Below are 19,307 nucleotides of genomic sequence, written 5' to 3'. Positions count from 1 at the left end.
AAGCGGGCGCGCGGAACGCAGGCAACCTTACCGATGCTGCGGCCGATGTCTTCGTGCAGATGGCTCGGGACGGCGGCGTCCAAGGTGGTGACGTGCAACCGCACCTAGCGTGTCGGGCCCGCGAATGCAGCCGCGCTGCAATGCGCTCGATGCACTGCGACGGCCAAAACGCAAACGCGCCGGACAGGCCGGCGCGTTGCAGGGTGCAGCGGCGGTGCGCTTACTTCGACGACGAGACCGCGTGGGCGCGTTCGAAATGTGCCGACACCACGCGACGGGTCTCTTCCAGGTGCTGCTTGACCGGCGCACTTTCGGCGGCGGGCAGCAGTTCGGCGTCGATGATCTTGATGGTGTCGCCATGGTCGATGACCATGTTGCGCATGAAGGCGTTGCGGTACGCGTCCTTGCCGTCGGGCAGGGTGAGCGTCTTGGACAGCGCTTCTACAGCGGCCTTGCCCCTGGCACGCATCGCATCCGCACGCGCGCTGTCTGTTGCCCCCAGCGCCTTGGTCTTCTCCAGGTTGGCTTCGTGGTCGCGCAACATCTGCTGGGCAAACTCGCCGGTAGCGCCGCCCAGGTCTTGCTCGACGGCCTGCTTGGCTAGTGCAATCTCGTTTTCGTCGATCGCAGCCAGCACGCCCAGCGCACCGCCATCGCCCTTGGCCAGTTCGGTTGCTCCGCTCCCGCTCACCGGTGCGGCGGTCGGCTCCGGCGATACTGCCGGTGCAGTGCGCGATGCGTCGCCACCGGGGCGATCGCAGGCGGTAAGGGTCAACATGGCCAGCAACGATGCAGCAACAAGAGTGGATTTCATGAATGTCTCAGGGTGAGTCGGCAATGCCGACGGTGAAATGCAAAGGAGCCGCTACGCGGCTCCGGTACGACGTTGATCAGGCCCACTGCGGCTGGGCGGCCGGTGCCATGCCCAGGGATCTGATCGGTGTGCGGATCGCATCCTGCGCGGTGCGGCACTGGCGTGCCATGCGCACGGTACGTTCGCGAATCATGGCGTGCTCGCTGACTGGGGCGCTGCCCAGCAGGCTGGCCACATGGAAGCCAAGGATTTCCTCCGCGCGGTCGCCCTGGTCGCTGATGATGTGCGGCACCAATCGCTCCAGTCGTTCCAGCTCCTGCTGCACTTGATACGGGGTTTTCATGACGATCTCCAATGAGTAACGGGTCTTGCGTACGACGGATGTGCTCAACTGTTGCGCGCACCCAGGCGCTGCCAGCAATCGGTTGCCAGCTGCTCGTAGTTGGACTGTGTGCTGGACGAAATGAAGTGATGCTCAAGGCGGTCGCGAAACAGACGCAGACGTTCCTGGTCGCTTGAACGCGGTGCCTGCAGATAGATATCGCAGGCCATCTTCACCACCGGAGACAATTCGCTGAACTTGCCTGCACCCAGATTTCCCTGGGCATGCCGCGCCTGCCAATGCGCGATTTCGGCTTGTACATCGATGACGGAGGGGTCTCTGCTCATGACTTGGGGCGTTCCGGGGTTAAACAAACTTGACCCGCAGAGTAACTGCGGGTATGTCAACGAATGATCATCGAACCCGACCATTGGCCTGCACCCACGCAACGCGACGCTTAACTGGTCAGCTTGTTTCCGCGCTTCTACACGCGTTGCATGCAGGCGCATTGGCTTGATCTGTCTCAATGCCGCCGAGCAAACGCGATATGCAGGCCAGCACATGCGATCGGCCAGCTGCAGCGCGCCAAGATGCGGCGTGTCAGTCGCTATCGTGTCGACCGCCACTGCGCGTGCGGTGCTCGCGAGAAGACTGGCGTGCAGTGCCGCATTTTACGGAAGATTCTGAACCGCTCCACACTTGTGTAACGTCTGACCCTTACTCTATGCCATGACGTAATGGAGAGAGCAGACAGGATGCAGGAGAGCGAAAGCAGTCGTCGTAAGCCGCACCACGCCAGCGGTACACCCGAAGCGCGCGTGTGGTGGCAGGCCTTGTTGGAGCTGCGTGGTGGGCGCATGGCCATCAGCCTGATCGTGGTGGTGCTGATCGTGGTAGGCCTCTATCTGGCCATGAAATAAGCGCAGACGCGCACCTGCAACATCGCACTGCGCCGCCCGGCGGTCACGGGATCGGCGCCGGGATGCGGCCTTGCCGCAAGGGGATGTGATGGCAGATCCGCCTTATGGGTTGGTGCGTGGATACACCCTGCGTGCGGTGCCTGCGGATGGACACGAACGTGTCACGCATGCCTGGGTGTGCAGCGACATTGCACGCCTGCTAGGTGCCCGTGATGGCGGGCTCCGCGATCCGGTGATGTGTGAAGAAGGCGCCGAGCATCGCATCTTGCATGTGCCCGACGATACCTTGACCGCGGAACAGGCACGCGCATTGGCCATTGACGATGCGGTCGACCTGTTGGGCGGTATCGTGCCGTACGCATTTGTCGCCACCAAGGTCATTGGCCACCCGTTGATCGGCGAGACAGCCGCGCAGATCCACGGCTGGAACCAGGCACTGGCCACTGCATTGATGCCGGCCACGTTGCCGGGCTACACCGTGTTTTCGCGCGAAGACGCGCTGCTTGCGCTGGATCTGCTGCTGGCCGACGGCGGGGTGCGTCTGAAGCTGCCCACCGGCGTGGGCGGCAATGGGCAATGGCGCATCGCCGACAGCGGCGCGCTGTTGCAGGCGTTGGACACGTTGCCGGAGGATTACCTGCGCACCCACGGCGCCGTCCTGGAGCGCAACATCCTGCAGCCGGTGACCCATAGCGTGGGCGAGCTGTGCGTGGCCGGTATCCAGATCGCGTATTACGGTACGCAATGCAGTGTGCGCAATGCGCAAGGCGATGAGGTCTACGGCGGATCGTCGCTGCATGTCCATCGCGGATCGTTGGAAGCGCTGTTGGCCACCGCATTGCCGCCGTTGCAGCGGCGCGTGGTGGAACAGGCATGCCGCTACGATCGCTGCATCGTTGCCGCCACTGCCGGCTTGCACATTTCGCGGCGCAATTACGATGTGGTCAGCGGCGAAGATGCATCTGCGGTGGCTGTCTGCGGTGTGCTGGAGCAATCCTGGCGGATTGGCGGTGCGACGCCGGCCGAGCTTGCGGCGATCGCCTGTTTTCAGCAATACCCCGACCTGCACTGGGTGCGCGCATCCACGCACGAAATCTATGCGGGTCAACCACCGGCCGATGCGCAGGTGTATTACCGTGCAACCAAGCCCGGCGCCGGTCCGCGCTACAAATACCGAAGGGTCTCAACCGACTGATGGAAGCAAAACTTTCCAGCATCGACATCCCGGTCGATCACGACGCGCTCAGCGGCACCTTGCTCACGCCGACCGGCATTCCGGCGGTGCTGTTCGTCCATGGCTGGGGCGGCAGCCAGCATCACAGCCTGGTGCGCGCGCGCGAAGCGGTGGGTCTGGGATGCATTTGCATGACCTTCGATCTGCGCGGTCACGAGGGCCATGCCTCGATGCGGCAGACCGTGACCCGCGCGCAGAACCTGCAAGACATCATCGCCGCCTACGATCAGCTGGCAGCGCTTGCGTACGTGGATCAACAGTCGATTGCCGTGGTCGGCCTGAGTTATGGCGGCTATCTGTCGGCATTGCTGACCCGCGAGCGCCCGGTGGAGTGGCTGGCATTGCGCTCGCCAGCGCTCTACAAGGACGCGCACTGGGACCAGCCCAAGGTCAGCCTCAATGCCGATCCGGATCTGACCGCGTACCGCCAACGTGCGCTGACGCCCGACGACAACATCGCGCTGGCGGCTTGCGCTGCCTATACCGGCGACGTACTGCTCGTCGAAGCCGAGAACGACGTCATCGTGCCGCATCCGGTGCTGCGTAACTATGCCAATGCCTTCGTCAAGGCGCGCTCGCTGACCTCGCGCGTGATTGCCGGCGCGGACCATGCGTTGAGCGTCAAGGAGCATCAACAGGAATACACCCGCGCGTTGATCGATTGGTTGACCGAAATGGTGGTGGGCCGCCGGATTGCCCTGGCCAAGGAGGTGGTGGCCGCGCGCAAGCAGATGCTGAGGCAGCAGGGCGACGCTACGCGGTCGGGACAGGATTCACTCGCGTTTCGCGGCGATATCCGGGCGGTGGAGAACTCGTCCGGTTGATCTGCTTTGGGTTGCCTCCCCGCACAGGTAAGCGCGGTGTGTCGCTTACCCACTGGCCATGCGGAAATCCCGCAACCCAACGGGATACCGCGCGACGATACCCAGGCGTTGCACGTCGGCCGGTACGCGGCCAGACCACAACAACCCCCCTACGCAAACGGGCCCTCGCGGGCCCGTCTGTTTTCTTCATGGTTACTGGCGCTTGGCGCGGCCGGTGTGCTCGGATTACACGCGCGGATCGGTCGGGTTGCGACGTGCCGCATCGCCATGATGATCCGAATCGAAGGCCTCACGCACGGCGTGCTTGGCCTTTTCCCAGGTCAGACGCGAGTCGGCCTTGAAGCGGTCCCAGCCATCGCCCAGGTCGCGTTCCAGGTGGTCGTCCCACTGGCGGCCGGCATGCTGCTGACGGGCCTGCATGCCATAGCGATAAGCGGGGCGATAGTCGTCATACGAGTATTCGCTGTCGCGGTAGCTGGCGCTGTCGAAACGGCCGGCATAGTGCGTGTCGCCATCGCGATACACGCTGTGGGTGCGATCGGCACGTTCCCATGCATCGCGTGCGGCCAGGCGCGCTTCATCCCATTCCAGGCGCGATTCGCCGCGATTGCGCGGCCACTCGCCGGCCAACGTGGCCTCGGTTTCTTCCCAGGTGCTGGTCGGGCGCGTTTCGCGTGCCTGCAGCCCGAAGCCGTAGACGGTGGCGTAGTCGCGGTCGTAGTCGGTGCCTTCTTTGTAGTACGGGCGGTTCTGGTGCTCCTGGCGCCAGTATTCGGTTTCCACCGTCGGGTCGAGGCGTTCGGCCACGCCCTTGCCTGCCGCAGCACCTGCCAGGACGCCGGCGGCCGCACCGATCAAGGTGCCGAGCGGGCCGAATACCGTTCCTGCCAATGCGCCAGCTGCCGCACCCCCGGCGATGCCGCCCACGCCCACGCCAACCGGATGCGAGCCGGGAGCACCGGAGATCGGGTCGCGGTTCAAGTCCTGTGCTTCTGCCTTGCGTTCCTGCTTGTCGAGATTGCTCATGCCGCCTCCGGTTACCTGATGGATGCCGCCTGCGAGGGCAGGCCGCGAATGTGGCGCAACCATGGCGGCGCGGGAGTGAAACGCTTGTGCTTTGATGTGAGTGGCGTCGCGACATGCCTGAACTGTGCATGCGCGCTTGCGGATGAGGCCGCCGACATTCTGCAGTGATGCCATCGCACAGTGTCGCGAAACAAAGGCCGCTATTGCGGCCCTTGGTCACCCCTTGATACACACCACCTGGCGCAGCGTGTGCAGCACCTCGACAAGATCCTGCTGCGCAGCCATCACCGCATCGATCGACTTGTATGCCGCAGGCGATTCGTCGATCACGGCCGCGTCCTTGCGGCATTCCACATGTGCGGTTGCCTCGCGGTGCTGGGCCAGGGTGATCTGCGCACGCGCTGCGGTTCGGCTCATCACCCGTCCCGCGCCGTGGCTGCAGCTGTGGAAGCTCTCTGCGTTGCCCAGCCCGCGCACGATATAGCTGCGCGTGCCCATGCTGCCGGGAATGATGCCCAGCTCGCCTGTCCGGGCGCTTACCGCGCCCTTGCGGGTGATCAGCAATTCCTCGCCATGGTGCGTCTCCTTTTGCACATAGTTGTGGTGGCAGTTGACCGCCAGCTTCTCCAGCTGGAACTTCGGCAGGCGGTGGCGCATCTCCGCCAACACCCGAGCCATCATCGCTTCACGATTTTCGCGGGCGTAATCCTGCGCCCACGACACCGCTTCCACGTACTCATCGAACAACCGCTCGCCCTGCATGAAAAAGGCCAGGTCCTTGTCGGGCAGATGAAAGCCCAGCACGCGGTGCGCCAGTTGCTCGCGCGCCCGCTCGATGAAGTAGGTGCCGATCAGGTTGCCGGTGCCACGCGAGCCGCTGTGCAACATCACCCACACCGCGTCGGTCTCGTCCAGACAGATTTCGATGAAGTGGTTGCCGCCACCCAGCGTGCCGATCTGGCATGCCAGCTTGTCGGTACGGATGCGCCGGTGCTGCTGCTTGATCGCCTCCAGCCGCTGCACCAGCCCCGATTGCGCGATCCGCGTGTCGATGCTGTCGGGCAGATTGCGATGCTCGCCACCCCGGCCGTTGCCCACCGGCACGCTACGCTCGATGCTGGAGCGCAGTTGCGCCAGATTGTCGGGCAGGTCGCTGGCGCGCAGCGTGGTACGCACTGCCGCCATGCCGCAGCCGATGTCCACGCCGACTGCCGCCGGGATGATGGCGCCGCGGGTCGGGATCACCGAGCCCACGGTTGCGCCCTTGCCCAGGTGCACGTCGGGCATCACCGCCACCCACGGCCCGACGAACGGGACCGCGGCGATATTGCGCAACTGCCCATGCGCCTGTTCTTCCAGCGGCACGCCACGCACCCAGCCCTTGATCGGAGTGGTGCTGCCTTCGGCGTGCAGCCATTCGAACTGTTGTGAAGTACTCATGGTGTTGATTCCTTTGCGCGGGTGCGCGGCCAATCCCTTGGCCGCACACCCGCATGGCTATCTGAGCGTCACCAACTGCTTCAGCACGCCATCCAGGCCGCCGAACACGGTGAGCTTGTCGATCTTTTCGGTGACCTTTTCCAGCGCCTCCAGCTCCTTCAATTGCATCAGTACCGGGCTGTCTTCGATCAGCTTGGCGGTGTTGAGCAACGAGCGGGTGGCATTGGCTTCCTCACGCCGACGGATCACATTGGCTTGCGCCTGCTTCTCCGCCTGCACCACTGCATTGAGGATTGCGCGCATTTCGCCGGGCAGGATCACGTCCTTGACGCCAACGCCGAGCACGTCGATGCCGAACCCACCGACGCTGCCACGCACATAGCCGAAGATATCCGCGTCCAGCGATGCCTTGTCGCCCAGCAATTCGTCCAGCGTCTTGGACGCAACGGCGCGGCGCAACCCATACTGCAATTGGCGGTACAGGTAGTCGCCCGCCTTCGCCACGCGCGTGCGCATCGCCACGGCATCGGTGACGCGCATGCTCGCTGCCAGATTGACCCGCAGCGATACCTTGTCGCGCGTCAGCAGTTCCTGGCCGGAGACCTCGACCGACTGCACGCGCAGGTCGATCACCTCGATGACCACGTTCTTCTGGAAATTCCAGAACGCGTAGGCGCCGGGGCCGAAGGGTGCCATCAGCCTGCCGTCTACGAACACCAGCCCCTGCGACTCGGCGGGCACGTCCATGCACACGGCAACGCGCGACAACGTGCCGAGCTGACGCAGGCGTCGCTGCACGTCACCCGGCACCTGCAGGCCCTCGGCCAAGGGCAGGCTCAGTACCTCGATGGTGGCTGCGCCGCGCCAGTACAGCGCGCGGGTGCCCGGTGGCAGTACCTGATCGAGCTTGCCGTTGCGGCTCAGCAGGCCCACCTGCGCGCTGCCGATGTCCGCCAGCACGAAGTGCTGCGGCAATGCGGCGCCCAGCGTGTCGATCAGCCTGTCGGCATCGCGGCCGACTTCCTCGCCGCTGTGGATGGCGTGGACGCTGACCTCGGTACGGCCCAGCGGGTCGAACAGGCGGTAGACGCCGGGCGCGAGCACGCGCGCGAACTGGCGATTCCGATACACCAGGCCGCGCTCGCCGTCGCCGATCACGACCCTCTTGCTCCAGAACATGACACTTCTCCTTGGGTTGGCTCTGGTGGTCCGATCCGCAGGGACTGCCGTCGCGCCGCCCGGATCGGACTGGTGGCGAACGTGTGCCGATGCAACGCGGCGTGGGAGGGTGGAAACGCCGGTGACGGCGGCCGTGCGGGGCACGCTGCGCTGTTGGCGCCTGCCGATGCGTTGCCGCAGCTCCGCGATGGTTTGCGAAGTGACGGACGAGTGCAGGGCGACGCGTCCAGGGCAACCGCCCGGCGAGGCCGCCGCTGCCGCGTGCATTCAAGCGATGCATTGCGTGATTGCACGCGGCATGGGCGTTTCCGTAAAGGGACTTGCGTCCCCGGAATGACCGGGAAGGTCATTGCTTGGAGCGGGAATCGAACCCGCGACAGACAGATTTGAAATCTGTTGCTCTAACCTCTGAGCTATCCAGTGGTGGGTAATGCGGAATTGAACCGCGCCTGCGGATAGTGCCGCCGCTCGACCACGAGCCGTTACCCAAAACGAGAAACACGAGAAAGATATCGATATACGCCACGGCACAGCCGCACGCACCGGTTGGAATAAACTCCACTCCGCTGACGATCTTCCGCATTGTTTCCGATTACCGTTTTATTCAAACGGCAATTCAGTCGGTGCATGACCACGCACCACCCGTGCCCGAAACCTGGGCACAGCGCTGTCGCGCCTCGTGGCAATCCGACATCCCTGTCGTCGGGCAGTCCATGCCCGGGTTTCAACTGCGGTCATTCACAGGTTCGCTGCGAACGCATAACGAAAAACGCCCCCGGATGCAGCATCCGAGGGCGTTCGCGTGCCTCGGAGATCGGGTGACCGATCTCCTTGAGTCAGGACATCAGCCGATGATGGTGCGCACGTCCTGTTTGGACGTGCACGCAAACGATGCCGCGCCAAGGGCGCCGGGCAGTCGATTGCGTTGGATGGAATGGCTGGTGTGCATGAGAGTGCGTCAGGTCCGGGTGCAGGCAGTGCTGCGTAAGGCGCGAACATTACCTGCAGGTTTTTGGTTATGCAAGCACTTTATGAAAATAATTGATTATGTTTTTTCAGGTGCTGGCAGTTTGGCGATTGAAAGTGCGGGCCGGGGATGGATAAGGCTTGGAGTGGTTGGATAATCGTCTGCATGTTTGGTGCTGGGGTTGTCGATGCGTGGCTGTGCACACGAGGGGCAGTCCCGGTAGACCGATGCGGTGGGGCGTGCAGTTGCACGCCAGGCCGATGTTGCGCGAGTAGTGCGCCGGGGAATGGGCGATCAGTGTGCTTCGGTGGATGGGTTGCCGTGATGACCTCGCGCCAATCGCGCGCCTGCCGCGCACAGCCGCCCGGCCGGCCATTCACTGCGCAGGGTGCAAGACGTAAGCCGCCAGCAGGCTGCCGTCCGAAGAATGAGAGCGGCGAACAAGCCGATGGAGCGCAACGCCAGGCGGATGCGCCTGGTTTGCGATGCGGCGTGCAGCATGGATCGCTGTGGTGATGAGCACCCGGTCAGCAGCCGCCTGACAACTGCGCACGAGGTGCCGTGAGCCGCGCTCAGCCGCCGTGGGTGCCCAGCGTACGCGCGCCGGTCAGAATCATGCGCAGCATCTGCGAGATCTGTTCGATCAGTTCCGGATCCTTTTCCGGCGGTGAGTCCATCGCCACCGCTCCCATCGCAAAGACCAGGCGGGTGATCGCCTTGGACACCAGCGCCGGTGCGTGCAACTTGGCGTTGTCGGCGGCGGCCAGGCGGATCAGGTCCACGCGCAGTTCGTCTTCGAAATAGGTCAGCTCGCGCTCCACCGCCTGCTTGAAGGCATCCGAGCCCACCGCGCCTTCGCGCAGCAGCACGTGCAGCAGCTTGTCGTCGGCGCGCAGCTGCTCCATGAACGCCTCCACGGACACGCGGATCACGCTGCGGTCGGTGGAGGTGGCGCGCTGGCGGGCCTGCCCGATGATGGTGCGCAGCGAGCGGCCGGCCAGATCGATCAGCGCTACCGCGAGCTCATCCATGTCGCGGAACTGGCGGTAGAAGCTGTTTGGCGCAATGCCGGCCTCGCGTGCCACTTCCCGGAGGCTCAGAGTGGACAGGCTGCGGTGCGGGCCGATCAGCGACAGCGCCGCGGCAATCAGGTCCTCGCGTGAAATCGCCGGCTTGCGTGACGGCGGCGCGTCGTGGGAAGGCAGGGCGATGGAGGTCATGGGGCGGCGGCCGGGCGAGGGGATGAATCATAGCCCTTCTGGGAATATACAACTGTATACACGCATGTGCATGCATGCGTATAGTGCGACCTATGAGCCTGGCATCCACTCCAAAGAGCAAAGCCCCGCTGTCCGCACGGCTGGCGCGCCGGCTGGTGTCGCCACAGCTGTTCGATTTCTGGGCAACCCGGATCAATCCGCTGTGGACGCTGGATCGGCCGATGGCCCGTCTGGTCGAGCGCAGCACTGCCAGCCGCGACGCGGTGACCTTGGTGCTTCAGGCCAACGGCCACTGGCAGGGCCTGCAGGCCGGCCAGCACGTGAGCCTGGGCGTGGAGATCGACGGCCGCCGCCTGTTGCGCAGCTACAGCCCGACCGTACTGGCCGATGGCCGCCTGGCGATCACCGTCAAGGCGATCGAGGGCGGGCTGGTCAGCCGCTATCTGGCAGGCGCTGCGCCGATCGGTACGGTGGTGTCGCTGGATCCGGCCTTCGGCGACATGCTGCTGCCGACTGCCCCGACGCCGTTGTTGCTGCTGGCTGCCGGCTCCGGCATCACGCCGATGCGCGCGCTGCTGCAGGCCGCCGCGCAGGCTGGCATGCCGATGGACGTGGACCTGCTGTACTGGGTGCGCCAGCGCGATGAAGCCTGTTTCGTCGAAGAATTCGAAGCGCTGGCGGCTGCGCATCCGCGTCTGCGCGTGCGGTTGCTGACCACCCGCGAAGGCGCCACCCCGGCAGCGCGCATCGATACGTATCCGTTGGAGCAGATCGCCGATCTCTCCAACCGTCACGTCATGGCCTGCGGCCCCGGCGGTTTTGTGCAGGCAGCGCGCGCGCGCCTGCAGGGCCGCGTGGCCGCGTTCCAGGCCGAAGCCTTCAGCGTGCCGGTGCTGGACGACGGCGAAGCCGGTGAGGTGCAGGTGCAGCTGTCACGCAGCGGCCGTACGCTCACCCTGCCGCGCGGCCAATCGCTGCTGGAAGGGCTGGAAGCGCAAGGCCTGCGCCCGAAACACGGCTGCCGCATGGGCATCTGCAACAGTTGCGCCTGCGCACGCCAGTCCGGCACCACGCGCCACCTGTTGACCGGTGAGCGCAGCAATGAACCCACCGCACAGGTCCGCCTGTGCATCAGTGCCCCGAGCACTGACCTGATCCTGGATCTGTAAGGAATCCTCATGAGCCGAGTCCATAACCGCGCCCTGTCCGCTGCCGAACTGCAGTCCTTCGGCGACGAACTCGATGCCATCCGCGCCCGCGTGCAGTCCCAGGTCGGCGCCGCCGATGCGCGTTACATCCGCCGCATCGTGGCGGCGGTGCGCTGGACCGGCGTGGCTGGGCGCGCGCTGTTGTTTTTGGGCGCGTTCGTGCACAGCGTGCTGATCCCGGCCTGGATCGCCGGTGTGGTGCTGCTGACCCTGTCCAAGATCCTGGAGAACATGGAGCTGGGCCACAACGTCATGCACGGCCAGTACGACTGGATGGGCGACCCGCAGCTCAACGGTAACACCTACGAGTGGGACATCGTTGCCACCGGCGACAACTGGCGCAAGACGCACAACTTCAAGCACCACACCTATACCAACGTGCGCGGCATGGACGACGACATCGGCTACGGCCTGCTGCGCATCTTCCCCGAGCAGCGCTGGCGCCCGTTCTACCTGCTGCAGCCGTTCATCGCGGTGGTGTTTGCGCTGTTGTTCGAATGGGGCGTGGCGATCCAGGACCTGCGCCTGGGCCGGTGGTTCGCGGGCAAGATGAAGGCGGCCGAATTGCGCGCCTCGTTCCTGCCGGTGGGCCGCAAGATCGGCCGCCAGATGCTCAAGGACTACATCGTGTTCCCGCTGCTGGCAGGCCCGTTCTTCCTGACCGTGCTGCTGGGCAACCTGGCCGCCAACGTGCTGCGCAGCATCTGGACCTTCGTGATCATCTTCTGCGGTCACTTCACCGCCGATGCGGAAGTGTTTCCGAAGGAATCGATCCGCAACGAGTCGCGCGGCCACTGGTATCTGCGTCAGTTGCGCGGCTCGTCGAATCTGACCGGCGGCAAGTTGATGAACGTGCTGTCGGGCAATCTGAGCCACCAGATCGAGCATCACTTCTACCCGGACCTGCCGGCCAATCGTTATGCGCAGATCGCGGTCGAAGTGAAGCAGATCTGTGCGCGCTACGGCCAGCACTACAACACCGGCTCGCTGCCGCGTCAGTTCGGCCAGGTGATGTGGCGGATCGTGCGGCATGCCTTCCCCAGCCGGCCCAAGCCGGTGCGCCAACGCAGCGCTGCGTTGCAGGGCGCTTGAGTGATACTAAAAAGGTCGCCCTTGGCGGCCTTTTTTCTGGATGTGAGGTAATCGAAGCAGCGGCACGCAATGCAGCAAGGTGAGCGTGGCGATGCGGCCACGGGTCTGCCTGCAGCCTGCCAGCGCGTTTGGCGCGGGCAAACGCTAGGCACCTGACCGGCGTGCGGGTGAGATTGGCCGAGCGACGACGCAGTGGTCGCGGTTGCCGTTTCGATAACGGGCCAGGGCCGACATCAGCGATGCGGCCACGTGCCCGCATGCAACACGCATGCGTCACTGGCGTAGGTAGCCAGGGCACCGAACGGTGTCCCAACGCGGTGGGCCGGGCAACAGCGCAGTGGTTGCGAGCGTCACTTCGACGCCACGCCATGGTGGGAGTGCTTGCCCGGGTTGCAGCGTGTTAGCCCGACGGCGGCGGTAAGCCTGAGCGTTTCAATCGGGCCAGGCGAGGCCAGGGATCGCGATGACGCAGCCTTGGCCCTGCATGGTGTCTTCAAGGCATCGACGCGGCTTGTCGGCCGGATGCCTTGAAGGCGGCGGTCGCCTACTTGAACCCGTGCGCCGAGACGGTACGCGCCTGCGCGTGATACGCGATGAAGCCGGTCGCCGGCAGCGCGCGCGAGAACAGCCAGCCCTGCGCAAGGTCCACGCCGTGGGCGCGCAGGTAGTCCAGTTGCTCCTGGCGCTCCACGCCTTCGGCGATGGTGCGCAGCTGCAAGGTCTTGGCCATTTCGATGATGTGCGCGGTCACCGAGCTGGTGGCCGAGTGGGTGCCGATGGTGTCCACGAACGACTTGTCGATCTTCAACGCATCCAGCGGCAGGCCTTGCAGGTACTGCAGGCTCGAATAGCCGGTGCCGAAGTCGTCGATCGACACGGTGTGGCCGGCCCCGCGCAGATGGGTGATGGTGGTGCGCGCCGCGTCGATGTCCATCAGGCTGCGCTCGGTCGCCTCCACCCACAGCTGCCCGCTGTCCACCCCGGTGCCCTGCAGGGCCTGGGCCAGCACCGACTGCACACGGCCGCTCTTGATGTCGTCGGCCGAGACGTTGATGGCCACGTGCAGCGCCGGATCTGCAGCCAGGGTAGGGCCCAGGTCGCGGATGACTTCGGCCACCACCAGATCGGTGATCGGCAGGATCAGGCCGCTTTCTTCTGCCAGCGGAATGAAGGCATCCGGCGGCACCAGCACGCCGTCTTGCTGTTGCCAGCGCACCAATGCCTCGGCGCCGACACAGCGGCCGTCGTCGAGCGCAATGATGGGCTGGTAGTGCACGATGAATTCGCCGCGCTGCACCGCAATCTCCAGCCGCGCCAGCGGCGACAGGCGGCGCCGAGACACCCACAGCACCACGCCGACCAGCAGCACTGCCAGCACGACCCCGCCGGGTACCACTTGCAGCCGTGCGGCCGCCAGCGGCCCGCGCAGGTACGCCATCGGCTCGGTGACCACCGCGACCCAGTCGCCACGCCGGTCGCGGCCGGACAGCACCTGCGGCTGCGCGGCGGCGGTGCCGGTGTCGGTGTCCTCGAGCGGCGTCACCAGCAACTGCTCGGCTGCCGTGCCGGTGCTGCTGAGCACCTGCCCGTCGGGGGTGCCGATCGCCAGCTGCAGGCCCGGCGGAATATTGATATCGGCCAGCGTATCGGGATTGATCAGGACGTTGTAGTCGCCAAGCTGCAGCGCCATCAGGGGGTGCTGCGGATTGGCCAGCGGCAGCAGCCGGGTGGTCACCGCGATGCCGCGCTTGACCACGAAGTCCGGGCGGGTCTGCGGGATGCTGTTGGGCAGCAACCCCCACGACGTGCAGTGCAGGCGGCGTTGCTCGAAATGCCCCAGCTCGACGATGTAGTGGCTGGTCAGCACCAGCGCGCGCATCTGCGCCAGATGCGTGGGCGAGCAGGGCGGTAGCCGTGAGGCGGCCATGCTCAGCAGGGCGCCATGCGCCTCGTCGAAGGCGGTTTCGGTCCGCCGGATCGACAGCGCCGCCAGTTGGCTGAGCCTGCTTTCCTCGCGCGACAGCGCCAGCCTCCAGGCCAGGTAATAGGACAGGCCGATCGGGAGCGTTGCGCAGAGCAGCACCAGCAGCACGGTCAGACTGATGATGCGTTGACGCTTCACGTCACCACCCGCATCGGCATGGGGGCCAGCTCATGCGCGCGGCCTGCCGTGCGGTCTGCACGCCACGGTCTGCGCGTCTGCCACGGCTGCGTCGCCACACGCAGCAGCCCGCCTTACCGGCGTGATGTGGACCACAGATATGGACTGATGAGGCTGCACGTCGCGAATGTACGACACACGCGTGCATTGCGCGCGTCTGGCGAGCGAAGTGGATGTGATTTTCTACCGGAAGCTGCCCCTGCACTGCAGCAATTGACGCGGCCGAAGGATTCACGCGCCTGCACGCAGTCGCGCGCTAGGGTCGTTGCGTCTGCGCTCGCCACGGCGGGCTGCGGGGCCATCCGGTCCCCGGCAAGGCGCTTTCACTGGAGGAATCACCCATGACAACGCAGAAAGAACGCGTCGGCGGCACCGATGCGGTACCGATCTTCAAGATGCACGAAACCACGCGCGACGGCGAACTGGTCAAGTACGTTGTCGGCGACACCGGCGTGGCCTTCGACAGCCTGGAAGGCGCGCAGGCCGCCGCCAAGGATCTGGGCACGCTCAACGGCTAACAACGGCTGAGTCGCAGGATTGAACGCCGCCAATGGCGGAGTCCGCAGCTGATAGCGACGCTTGATGCAGTCGACAGCGGGGGCATCCCAGCAACCACGGGCCGAGCCGGCCGGAGCAACCAAGCGGGTGCATCATGTGTACTGCGGCCTGCCTGCTCCGGCCGTCGTTGTATGAGGATGGCGGAGTCAGGATCGGTGTGACGCGGCTGGGTCGATCGCGGTGTGGGGCCGGTCGTGTTGCTGCGGGCGAACAGGCCGATCTGCGGACGTGAGTCCGCGATCGGGCCGTTCGGTCACGGCACGGCCGTGCCTGACTCGTCTCAACGCGCGGAGCCATCTGGTGTGCGCGACGCACTGCCCGGCATCGCGCAGCGGTGTGTATGGAATCGAGGCTGAGGTGAACATTGCGGCGCGCGTGCTCTTGCGCCGTCAGCCTTGCCTGGCGCAGTCGCAGCGACCGCCAAGCGTCCTCAGGGCAGCGGTTGTTCGGTGAGCCGGCCGGTGTGCGGGGTGTGGATCAACGGCGCCAGGTCGAACCCCTGTTCGCGCGCCTGCGCCAGATAGGCCTGGGCAATGTTTTCGTCCAGCTGCGGCAGGCGCGCGAGCAGCCACAGATACTTGCGATCGGGACTGCCGACCAACGCGGCGGTGTACTCCGCGTCGATGCGCATCACCCAATAGTCGCCCTTGGTGAAGGGAATCCAGCGCAAGCCCTCGGGCAGGAAGGTCACTTCGAGCCTGGCATTTGTCGCGTCGATGGCGCGCGCCTGACCGACCGCTTCCTCCAGCTCGCCGGCTGCGGTGAGGCAGCGGTTCTGCACGCGTACGCTGCCGTCGTCGGCAAGCGAATAATGCGCGGACACATCGGTGCAGTCGGCGTCCTCGAAGCGGATCGGCAACCTGGCGATCTCGTACCAGGTGCCGAGATAGCGGTTCAGGTCCAGCGATGCAACGGTGATCAACTCGGGAAGTCGGCTCATGACGGCCTCTGCGCAAAGGGATGGCAGACGTTGTACGTGCAGGGCCATGAAGTGGATGTTGGCACGCGCAGACCGGCTGCCAGCTGCGCGCCATCGCTTGCGCTGTCACTGCCGTCGCCCGTCGCCCGTCGCCCGTCGACGCGGCATGCGAGCGATCGGCTGCCGGTATGGCGACACCCTGGCCTGCCATCGGTGCACGGCATCGCAGACACCGCACCGCGCGGGATCTGCCGTGTCGGCCCAGCCAGCCAGGAGCGGCTCACAGAACCACGGCGCACCAGCATGCGGGCACGGCCGGCGCTCGGTGCGGCATGGGCCACTCGGACACGCCGGTTTCAAGTGCGCGATCCATCTCCAGCTGACGACTGCTCGACAGGGTGTGTCGCCTGACTACGCCGCGCTTGCGGCGGTCAGTGCGCGATCCAGCTTGCGATAGCCGATTGCTTCGGTCAGATGGCGCGTGGCGATGTCCGCGCTGTTGTCGAGATCGGCGATGGTGCGCGCCACGCGCAGGATGCGATGCATCGAGCGTGCGGACAGCTGCAGATGCTCGATCGCACGCTCCAGCAGCAGTTGGTCGTCGTTGTGCAGCCGGCAATGGCGATCGGTGTCGGGTTGGTCGAGCTGCGCATTGGGCAGCGGCCCGCGGGCGAGCTGGCGCTGCCGCGCGGCGACCACGCGCGCACGCACACTGGCGCTGTCCTCGCCCACATTGCCGGTCCGCAATGCTTGCGGTGGCAGACGCGGCACGTCGACATGCAGGTCGATGCGGTCCAGCAGCGGACCGGAGATGCGGCTGCGATACCGGCGGATGCTGTCGCTGCTGCAGCGGCAACGCCCGCTGCCATCGCCGGCCCACCCGCAGGGACACGGGTTCATCGCCGCCACCAGCTGAAACCGTGCCGGGAAATCCACGCTGCGCGCTGCCCGTGAGATCGTGACCAGACCCGACTCCAAGGGCTCGCGCAGCACTTCCAGCGTTTGTCGCTGCCATTCTGGCAGTTCATCCAGAAACAGCACGCCGTGATGGGCCAGCGAGATCTCGCCGGGACGCGGATGGGTGCCACCACCGACCAGGGCGACCGCGCTGGCGGTGTGATGCGGGGCGCGGTAGGGGCGCTGCCGCCAACGGGCAAGATCCAGCCCGCGGCCGCTGATGGAGGTAATTGCCGCAGTTTCCAGGGCTTCGGCTTCGCTGGCTTCCGGCAGCAGGCCAGGCAGGCGCGAGGCGAGCAGGGTCTTGCCGCATCCGGGGCTGCCGACCAGCAGCAGGTGGTGGCCGCCGGCTGCGGCGATCTCCAGTGCGCGGCGCGCATGTGGCTGGCCACGCACGTCGGCCATGTCGGGTAGTGCAGGTGCGCCCACGGCGGCAACCGCCAGCTCGGCAGCAGGCGCCTGCCGGGTGCCGTTGAGCGCGGCGCAGACTTCCAGCAGGGTGCGCGCGGTAAAGGCCTGGACGTGCCCGGCGATGGCGGCCTCGGCGCCATTGGCCAGCGGCACGATGAGCCGCCGCCCGGCCTGCGCGGCAGCCAGGGCAGCCGGCAACACGCCATCGACGCCACGCAGCTCGCCGGTCAGCGCGAGCTCGCCGATGAATTCGTAATCGGCCAGCGCCTGCCGGTCGATCTGGCCACTGGCCGCAAGAATGCCGAGTGCGATCGGCAGATCGAAGCGGCCGCCGTCCTTGGGCAGATCCGCCGGCGCCAGATTGATGGTGATCCGACGGGCCGGGAATTCGAATTGTGCGCAGAGCAGGGCGGCACGTACGCGCTCGCGCGATTCGCGCACCGCCGCCTCGGGCAGGCCCACGATCTGGGTGGAGGGAAGGCCGCCGGAGAGATGCACTTCCACCCGAACTTCAGGTGCGTGCACCCCCACGCGGGCACGGCTGTGCACCAGCGCCAGACTCATGGTGGAAGGCTCGGGTCAGGGAGTGTCGGAACCGGGCACCGCACTGGGCGATGCGCCGGATGCGCGCGCTTCCAGTGCGGCAACGGCCTGCTCCAGCGCGTCGAGCTTTTCGCGCGTGCGCAGCAGTACCGCGCGTTGCACGTCGAATTCTTCGCGGGTGACCAGGTCCAGCTTGCCCAGGCCGGCCTGTAGCGCGCCCTTGAAGGTGCTCTGCAATTCTTCGCGCGACTGGCGCAGGCCCGGCGGCACCAGGTCGCTGAGGCGGCGGGCGAGGTCGTCGAGCTGATTGAAATCGATCATGGTGTTCTCCGCAGGTCCGTAGGAAGCCTAGTGCAGGCCGTCACTCCCGGGACATCGGCAAGGCAGTCGGCAGGCGGTAAGGATAGTCCCATTCGACTGTCGTCCGCGGTGACGGCGGCCGGCAGGGATGAGTGTTGCAGCCGTCCACGGTATGCTGCGCGCCCGTCATGCCCTGGGACCTGCACCAATGAAAATGATCATGGCCATCGTCAAACCGTTCAAGCTCGACGATGTGCGCGAAGCGCTCGCCGGCTGTGGGGTGGCGGGCATCACGGTGACCGAGGTCAAGGGCTTCGGCCGGCAGAAGGGCCACACCGAGCTGTATCGCGGCGCCGAGTACGTGGTCGATTTCCTGCCCAAGGTGAAGATCGAAGTGGCGGTGACCGACGACCAGGCCGAGCGCGTGGTCGAGGCCATCGTGGCCGCCGCCGGCACCGGCAAGATCGGCGACGGCAAGGTGTTCGTCTACGACCTCGGTACCGTGGTGCGCATCCGCACCGGCGAGCTGGATAGCGACGCGCTGTAAGCCCCGTCGCGCGTGGCGCTGCGTTGCGGCGCCTCTGCTGCTTGCTGAAAGATGCTGACGGCAGTGCGGCGCGCATCAGGACTTCTCAACGCTGACAGCGCATGCGCCGATTGATGGATGCGTTGGGCAATCCCGCGGTGCAGGCAAACCGGTGCGGCCGCAACGCCCCTGTCACCGGCGCAGCGGCGGCGTCATTCACGCACGCATGAGTTCCTGCGCCGCACACGCCAATCGATCGATGCATGCGGCGACGCCGTGTTGCGAGCAACACGGAACTGCGGGAATAACTGCCCCTGGCCGGCAATGACGCGGCGCAGACGCGTCTGCCCATGCGATCAACGCCTTAGACGGGCCATGGACCCAGGTCGGTTCCTGCGCAGCGTGAGGCCTCGGCGGGTCACGTTCTGCTAGCCGCTTTCTGATCGAGCGTCGAAGACGCCCACGTGCCATCTGAAGAGGTGGCCTGGCGGCGGGGTCGCTGATACCGGAACCGTAGTCCTGACAAAGCCAAGCGTCCCGCTTGGCATACCATTTCAATACCGCACCGACGAGCGGCGCGCCTGCTTCCATTCCGCCCACGCGGCGCAGACGCGCTTGGCAAGCAGGTCAAACCAGGCTCGACCCCCAAAGGCCAAGACACGCTTGTCGCCGCGCAACGAGTTGCC

At 65.8% G+C, this 19,307-nt stretch carries 19 protein-coding genes; 8 read left to right on the top strand and 11 right to left on the bottom strand.

What is annotated here, in order from left to right:
- Window positions 1-220: 220 nt before the first annotated feature.
- The 3 genes from FHY19_RS15060 to FHY19_RS15050 all read right to left on the bottom strand — a co-directional run bounded on the left by FHY19_RS15060 (window position 221) and on the right by FHY19_RS15050 (window position 1,483).
- On the bottom strand, window positions 221-814 hold the full coding sequence (locus FHY19_RS15060; protein WP_259157116.1) for a DUF4142 domain-containing protein: 594 nt from the start codon (window positions 812-814) through the stop codon (window positions 221-223).
- A gap of 76 nt (window positions 815-890) precedes the next feature.
- A complete protein-coding gene (locus tag FHY19_RS15055; RefSeq protein WP_259157115.1) occupies window positions 891-1,157 on the bottom strand; it encodes a hypothetical protein in 267 nt (88 codons plus the stop codon).
- A 44-nt stretch (window positions 1,158-1,201) separates the two neighbouring features.
- Window positions 1,202-1,483: a hypothetical protein gene (locus FHY19_RS15050; protein WP_003486531.1), complete on the bottom strand. Its 282-nt coding sequence runs from the start codon at window positions 1,481-1,483 to the stop codon at window positions 1,202-1,204.
- A gap of 408 nt (window positions 1,484-1,891) precedes the next feature.
- Here FHY19_RS15050 and FHY19_RS15045 point away from each other — a divergent pair, with 408 nt between their 5' ends.
- The 3 genes from FHY19_RS15045 (at window position 1,892) to FHY19_RS15035 (ending at window position 4,114) form a co-directional block, all read left to right on the top strand.
- The gene (locus FHY19_RS15045; RefSeq protein WP_259157079.1) at window positions 1,892-2,056 is read left to right on the top strand and encodes a hypothetical protein; all 165 of its coding nucleotides are present in this window, start codon (window positions 1,892-1,894) and stop codon (window positions 2,054-2,056) included.
- A gap of 88 nt (window positions 2,057-2,144) precedes the next feature.
- Window positions 2,145-3,251 carry a DUF3182 family protein gene (locus tag FHY19_RS15040; protein ID WP_259167010.1) on the top strand — a complete coding sequence of 369 codons (1,107 nt, stop codon included), beginning with the start codon at window positions 2,145-2,147 and terminating at the stop codon, window positions 3,249-3,251.
- Window positions 3,251-4,114 carry an alpha/beta fold hydrolase gene (locus FHY19_RS15035; RefSeq protein ID WP_259167009.1) on the top strand — a complete coding sequence of 288 codons (864 nt, stop codon included), beginning with the start codon at window positions 3,251-3,253 and terminating at the stop codon, window positions 4,112-4,114. The genes FHY19_RS15040 and FHY19_RS15035 overlap by 1 nt, the downstream gene beginning before the upstream one ends.
- A gap of 225 nt (window positions 4,115-4,339) precedes the next feature.
- Here the strand turns inward: FHY19_RS15035 and FHY19_RS15030 are convergent, their stop codons facing one another.
- The 3 genes from FHY19_RS15030 to FHY19_RS15020 form a co-directional block, all read right to left on the bottom strand.
- On the bottom strand, window positions 4,340-5,140 hold the full coding sequence (locus FHY19_RS15030) for a hypothetical protein (RefSeq protein WP_259157076.1): 801 nt from the start codon (window positions 5,138-5,140) through the stop codon (window positions 4,340-4,342).
- A gap of 216 nt (window positions 5,141-5,356) precedes the next feature.
- Complete coding sequence (locus tag FHY19_RS15025) at window positions 5,357-6,580, bottom strand: RtcB family protein (protein WP_259167008.1); 1,224 nt, start codon at window positions 6,578-6,580, stop codon at window positions 5,357-5,359.
- A gap of 57 nt (window positions 6,581-6,637) precedes the next feature.
- A complete protein-coding gene (locus FHY19_RS15020; RefSeq protein ID WP_259167007.1) occupies window positions 6,638-7,759 on the bottom strand; it encodes a slipin family protein in 1,122 nt (373 codons plus the stop codon).
- A gap of 818 nt (window positions 7,760-8,577) precedes the next feature.
- On the opposite strand from FHY19_RS15020, the gene FHY19_RS15015 reads away from it, so the two are divergent.
- Window positions 8,578-8,883 carry a hypothetical protein gene (locus tag FHY19_RS15015; protein WP_259167006.1) on the top strand — a complete coding sequence of 102 codons (306 nt, stop codon included), beginning with the start codon at window positions 8,578-8,580 and terminating at the stop codon, window positions 8,881-8,883.
- A 415-nt stretch (window positions 8,884-9,298) separates the two neighbouring features.
- Here the strand turns inward: FHY19_RS15015 and fabR are convergent, their stop codons facing one another.
- Window positions 9,299-9,946: an HTH-type transcriptional repressor FabR gene (gene fabR, locus FHY19_RS15010; RefSeq protein WP_005989260.1), complete on the bottom strand. Its 648-nt coding sequence runs from the start codon at window positions 9,944-9,946 to the stop codon at window positions 9,299-9,301.
- Between the two features lie 92 nt (window positions 9,947-10,038).
- Between fabR and FHY19_RS15005 the strand changes: the two genes are divergently transcribed.
- Both FHY19_RS15005 and FHY19_RS15000 read left to right on the top strand, forming a co-directional pair.
- Window positions 10,039-11,115 carry a ferredoxin reductase gene (locus tag FHY19_RS15005; protein ID WP_259167005.1) on the top strand — a complete coding sequence of 359 codons (1,077 nt, stop codon included), beginning with the start codon at window positions 10,039-10,041 and terminating at the stop codon, window positions 11,113-11,115.
- Between the two features lie 9 nt (window positions 11,116-11,124).
- On the top strand, window positions 11,125-12,246 hold the full coding sequence (locus FHY19_RS15000; RefSeq protein WP_259157063.1) for an acyl-CoA desaturase: 1,122 nt from the start codon (window positions 11,125-11,127) through the stop codon (window positions 12,244-12,246).
- A gap of 544 nt (window positions 12,247-12,790) precedes the next feature.
- Here the strand turns inward: FHY19_RS15000 and FHY19_RS14995 are convergent.
- A complete protein-coding gene (locus FHY19_RS14995) occupies window positions 12,791-14,368 on the bottom strand; it encodes an EAL domain-containing protein (RefSeq protein ID WP_259167003.1) in 1,578 nt (525 codons plus the stop codon).
- Window positions 14,369-14,748: 380 nt separating this feature from the next.
- Between FHY19_RS14995 and FHY19_RS14990 the strand changes: the two genes are divergently transcribed.
- Window positions 14,749-14,925: a hypothetical protein gene (locus FHY19_RS14990; RefSeq protein ID WP_005989247.1), complete on the top strand. Its 177-nt coding sequence runs from the start codon at window positions 14,749-14,751 to the stop codon at window positions 14,923-14,925.
- Window positions 14,926-15,395: 470 nt separating this feature from the next.
- Here FHY19_RS14990 and FHY19_RS14985 read toward each other — a convergent pair whose 3' ends face one another.
- The 3 genes from FHY19_RS14985 to FHY19_RS14975 all read right to left on the bottom strand — a co-directional run bounded on the left by FHY19_RS14985 (window position 15,396) and on the right by FHY19_RS14975 (window position 18,116).
- Complete coding sequence (locus tag FHY19_RS14985; protein WP_259167000.1) at window positions 15,396-15,905, bottom strand: lipocalin family protein; 510 nt, start codon at window positions 15,903-15,905, stop codon at window positions 15,396-15,398.
- 390 nt (window positions 15,906-16,295) lie between these two features.
- A complete protein-coding gene (locus FHY19_RS14980; RefSeq protein WP_259166999.1) occupies window positions 16,296-17,816 on the bottom strand; it encodes a YifB family Mg chelatase-like AAA ATPase in 1,521 nt (506 codons plus the stop codon).
- A gap of 15 nt (window positions 17,817-17,831) precedes the next feature.
- Complete coding sequence (locus FHY19_RS14975; RefSeq protein WP_259157047.1) at window positions 17,832-18,116, bottom strand: accessory factor UbiK family protein; 285 nt, start codon at window positions 18,114-18,116, stop codon at window positions 17,832-17,834.
- Between the two features lie 151 nt (window positions 18,117-18,267).
- Here FHY19_RS14975 and FHY19_RS14970 point away from each other — a divergent pair, with 151 nt between their 5' ends.
- Window positions 18,268-18,642, top strand: a complete 375-nt coding sequence (locus tag FHY19_RS14970) for a P-II family nitrogen regulator (protein ID WP_276580866.1) — start codon at window positions 18,268-18,270, stop codon at window positions 18,640-18,642.
- Window positions 18,643-19,307: the final 665 nt, after the last annotated feature.

The sequence above is a fragment of the Xanthomonas sp. 4461 genome (assembly GCF_024806475.1).
GTDB lineage: Bacteria > Pseudomonadota > Gammaproteobacteria > Xanthomonadales > Xanthomonadaceae > Xanthomonas > Xanthomonas arboricola_F.
The sequence above is the reverse complement of the archived record's forward strand: the minus strand, read 5'-3'. Positions and strand labels throughout refer to the sequence as shown.

What these genes read in the sequence shown, in the direction of transcription:
- FHY19_RS15060 (WP_259157116.1), bottom strand. Translation starts at nt 814, where the DNA reads ATGAAATCCACTCTTGTTGCTGCATCGTTGCTGGCCATGTTGACCCTT.
- FHY19_RS15055 (WP_259157115.1), bottom strand. Translation starts at nt 1,157, where the DNA reads ATGAAAACCCCGTATCAAGTGCAGCAGGAGCTGGAACGACTGGAGCGA.
- FHY19_RS15050 (WP_003486531.1), bottom strand. Translation starts at nt 1,483, where the DNA reads ATGAGCAGAGACCCCTCCGTCATCGATGTACAAGCCGAAATCGCGCAT.
- FHY19_RS15045 (WP_259157079.1), top strand. Translation starts at nt 1,892, where the DNA reads ATGCAGGAGAGCGAAAGCAGTCGTCGTAAGCCGCACCACGCCAGCGGT.
- FHY19_RS15040 (WP_259167010.1), top strand. Translation starts at nt 2,145, where the DNA reads ATGGCAGATCCGCCTTATGGGTTGGTGCGTGGATACACCCTGCGTGCG.
- FHY19_RS15035 (WP_259167009.1), top strand. Translation starts at nt 3,251, where the DNA reads ATGGAAGCAAAACTTTCCAGCATCGACATCCCGGTCGATCACGACGCG.
- FHY19_RS15030 (WP_259157076.1), bottom strand. Translation starts at nt 5,140, where the DNA reads ATGAGCAATCTCGACAAGCAGGAACGCAAGGCAGAAGCACAGGACTTG.
- FHY19_RS15025 (WP_259167008.1), bottom strand. Translation starts at nt 6,580, where the DNA reads ATGAGTACTTCACAACAGTTCGAATGGCTGCACGCCGAAGGCAGCACC.
- FHY19_RS15020 (WP_259167007.1), bottom strand. Translation starts at nt 7,759, where the DNA reads ATGTTCTGGAGCAAGAGGGTCGTGATCGGCGACGGCGAGCGCGGCCTG.
- fabR (WP_005989260.1), bottom strand. Translation starts at nt 9,946, where the DNA reads ATGACCTCCATCGCCCTGCCTTCCCACGACGCGCCGCCGTCACGCAAG.
- FHY19_RS15005 (WP_259167005.1), top strand. Translation starts at nt 10,039, where the DNA reads ATGAGCCTGGCATCCACTCCAAAGAGCAAAGCCCCGCTGTCCGCACGG.
- FHY19_RS15000 (WP_259157063.1), top strand. Translation starts at nt 11,125, where the DNA reads ATGAGCCGAGTCCATAACCGCGCCCTGTCCGCTGCCGAACTGCAGTCC.
- FHY19_RS14990 (WP_005989247.1), top strand. Translation starts at nt 14,749, where the DNA reads ATGACAACGCAGAAAGAACGCGTCGGCGGCACCGATGCGGTACCGATC.
- FHY19_RS14985 (WP_259167000.1), bottom strand. Translation starts at nt 15,905, where the DNA reads ATGAGCCGACTTCCCGAGTTGATCACCGTTGCATCGCTGGACCTGAAC.
- FHY19_RS14980 (WP_259166999.1), bottom strand. Translation starts at nt 17,816, where the DNA reads ATGAGTCTGGCGCTGGTGCACAGCCGTGCCCGCGTGGGGGTGCACGCA.
- FHY19_RS14975 (WP_259157047.1), bottom strand. Translation starts at nt 18,116, where the DNA reads ATGATCGATTTCAATCAGCTCGACGACCTCGCCCGCCGCCTCAGCGAC.
- FHY19_RS14970 (WP_276580866.1), top strand. Translation starts at nt 18,268, where the DNA reads ATGCTGCGCGCCCGTCATGCCCTGGGACCTGCACCAATGAAAATGATC.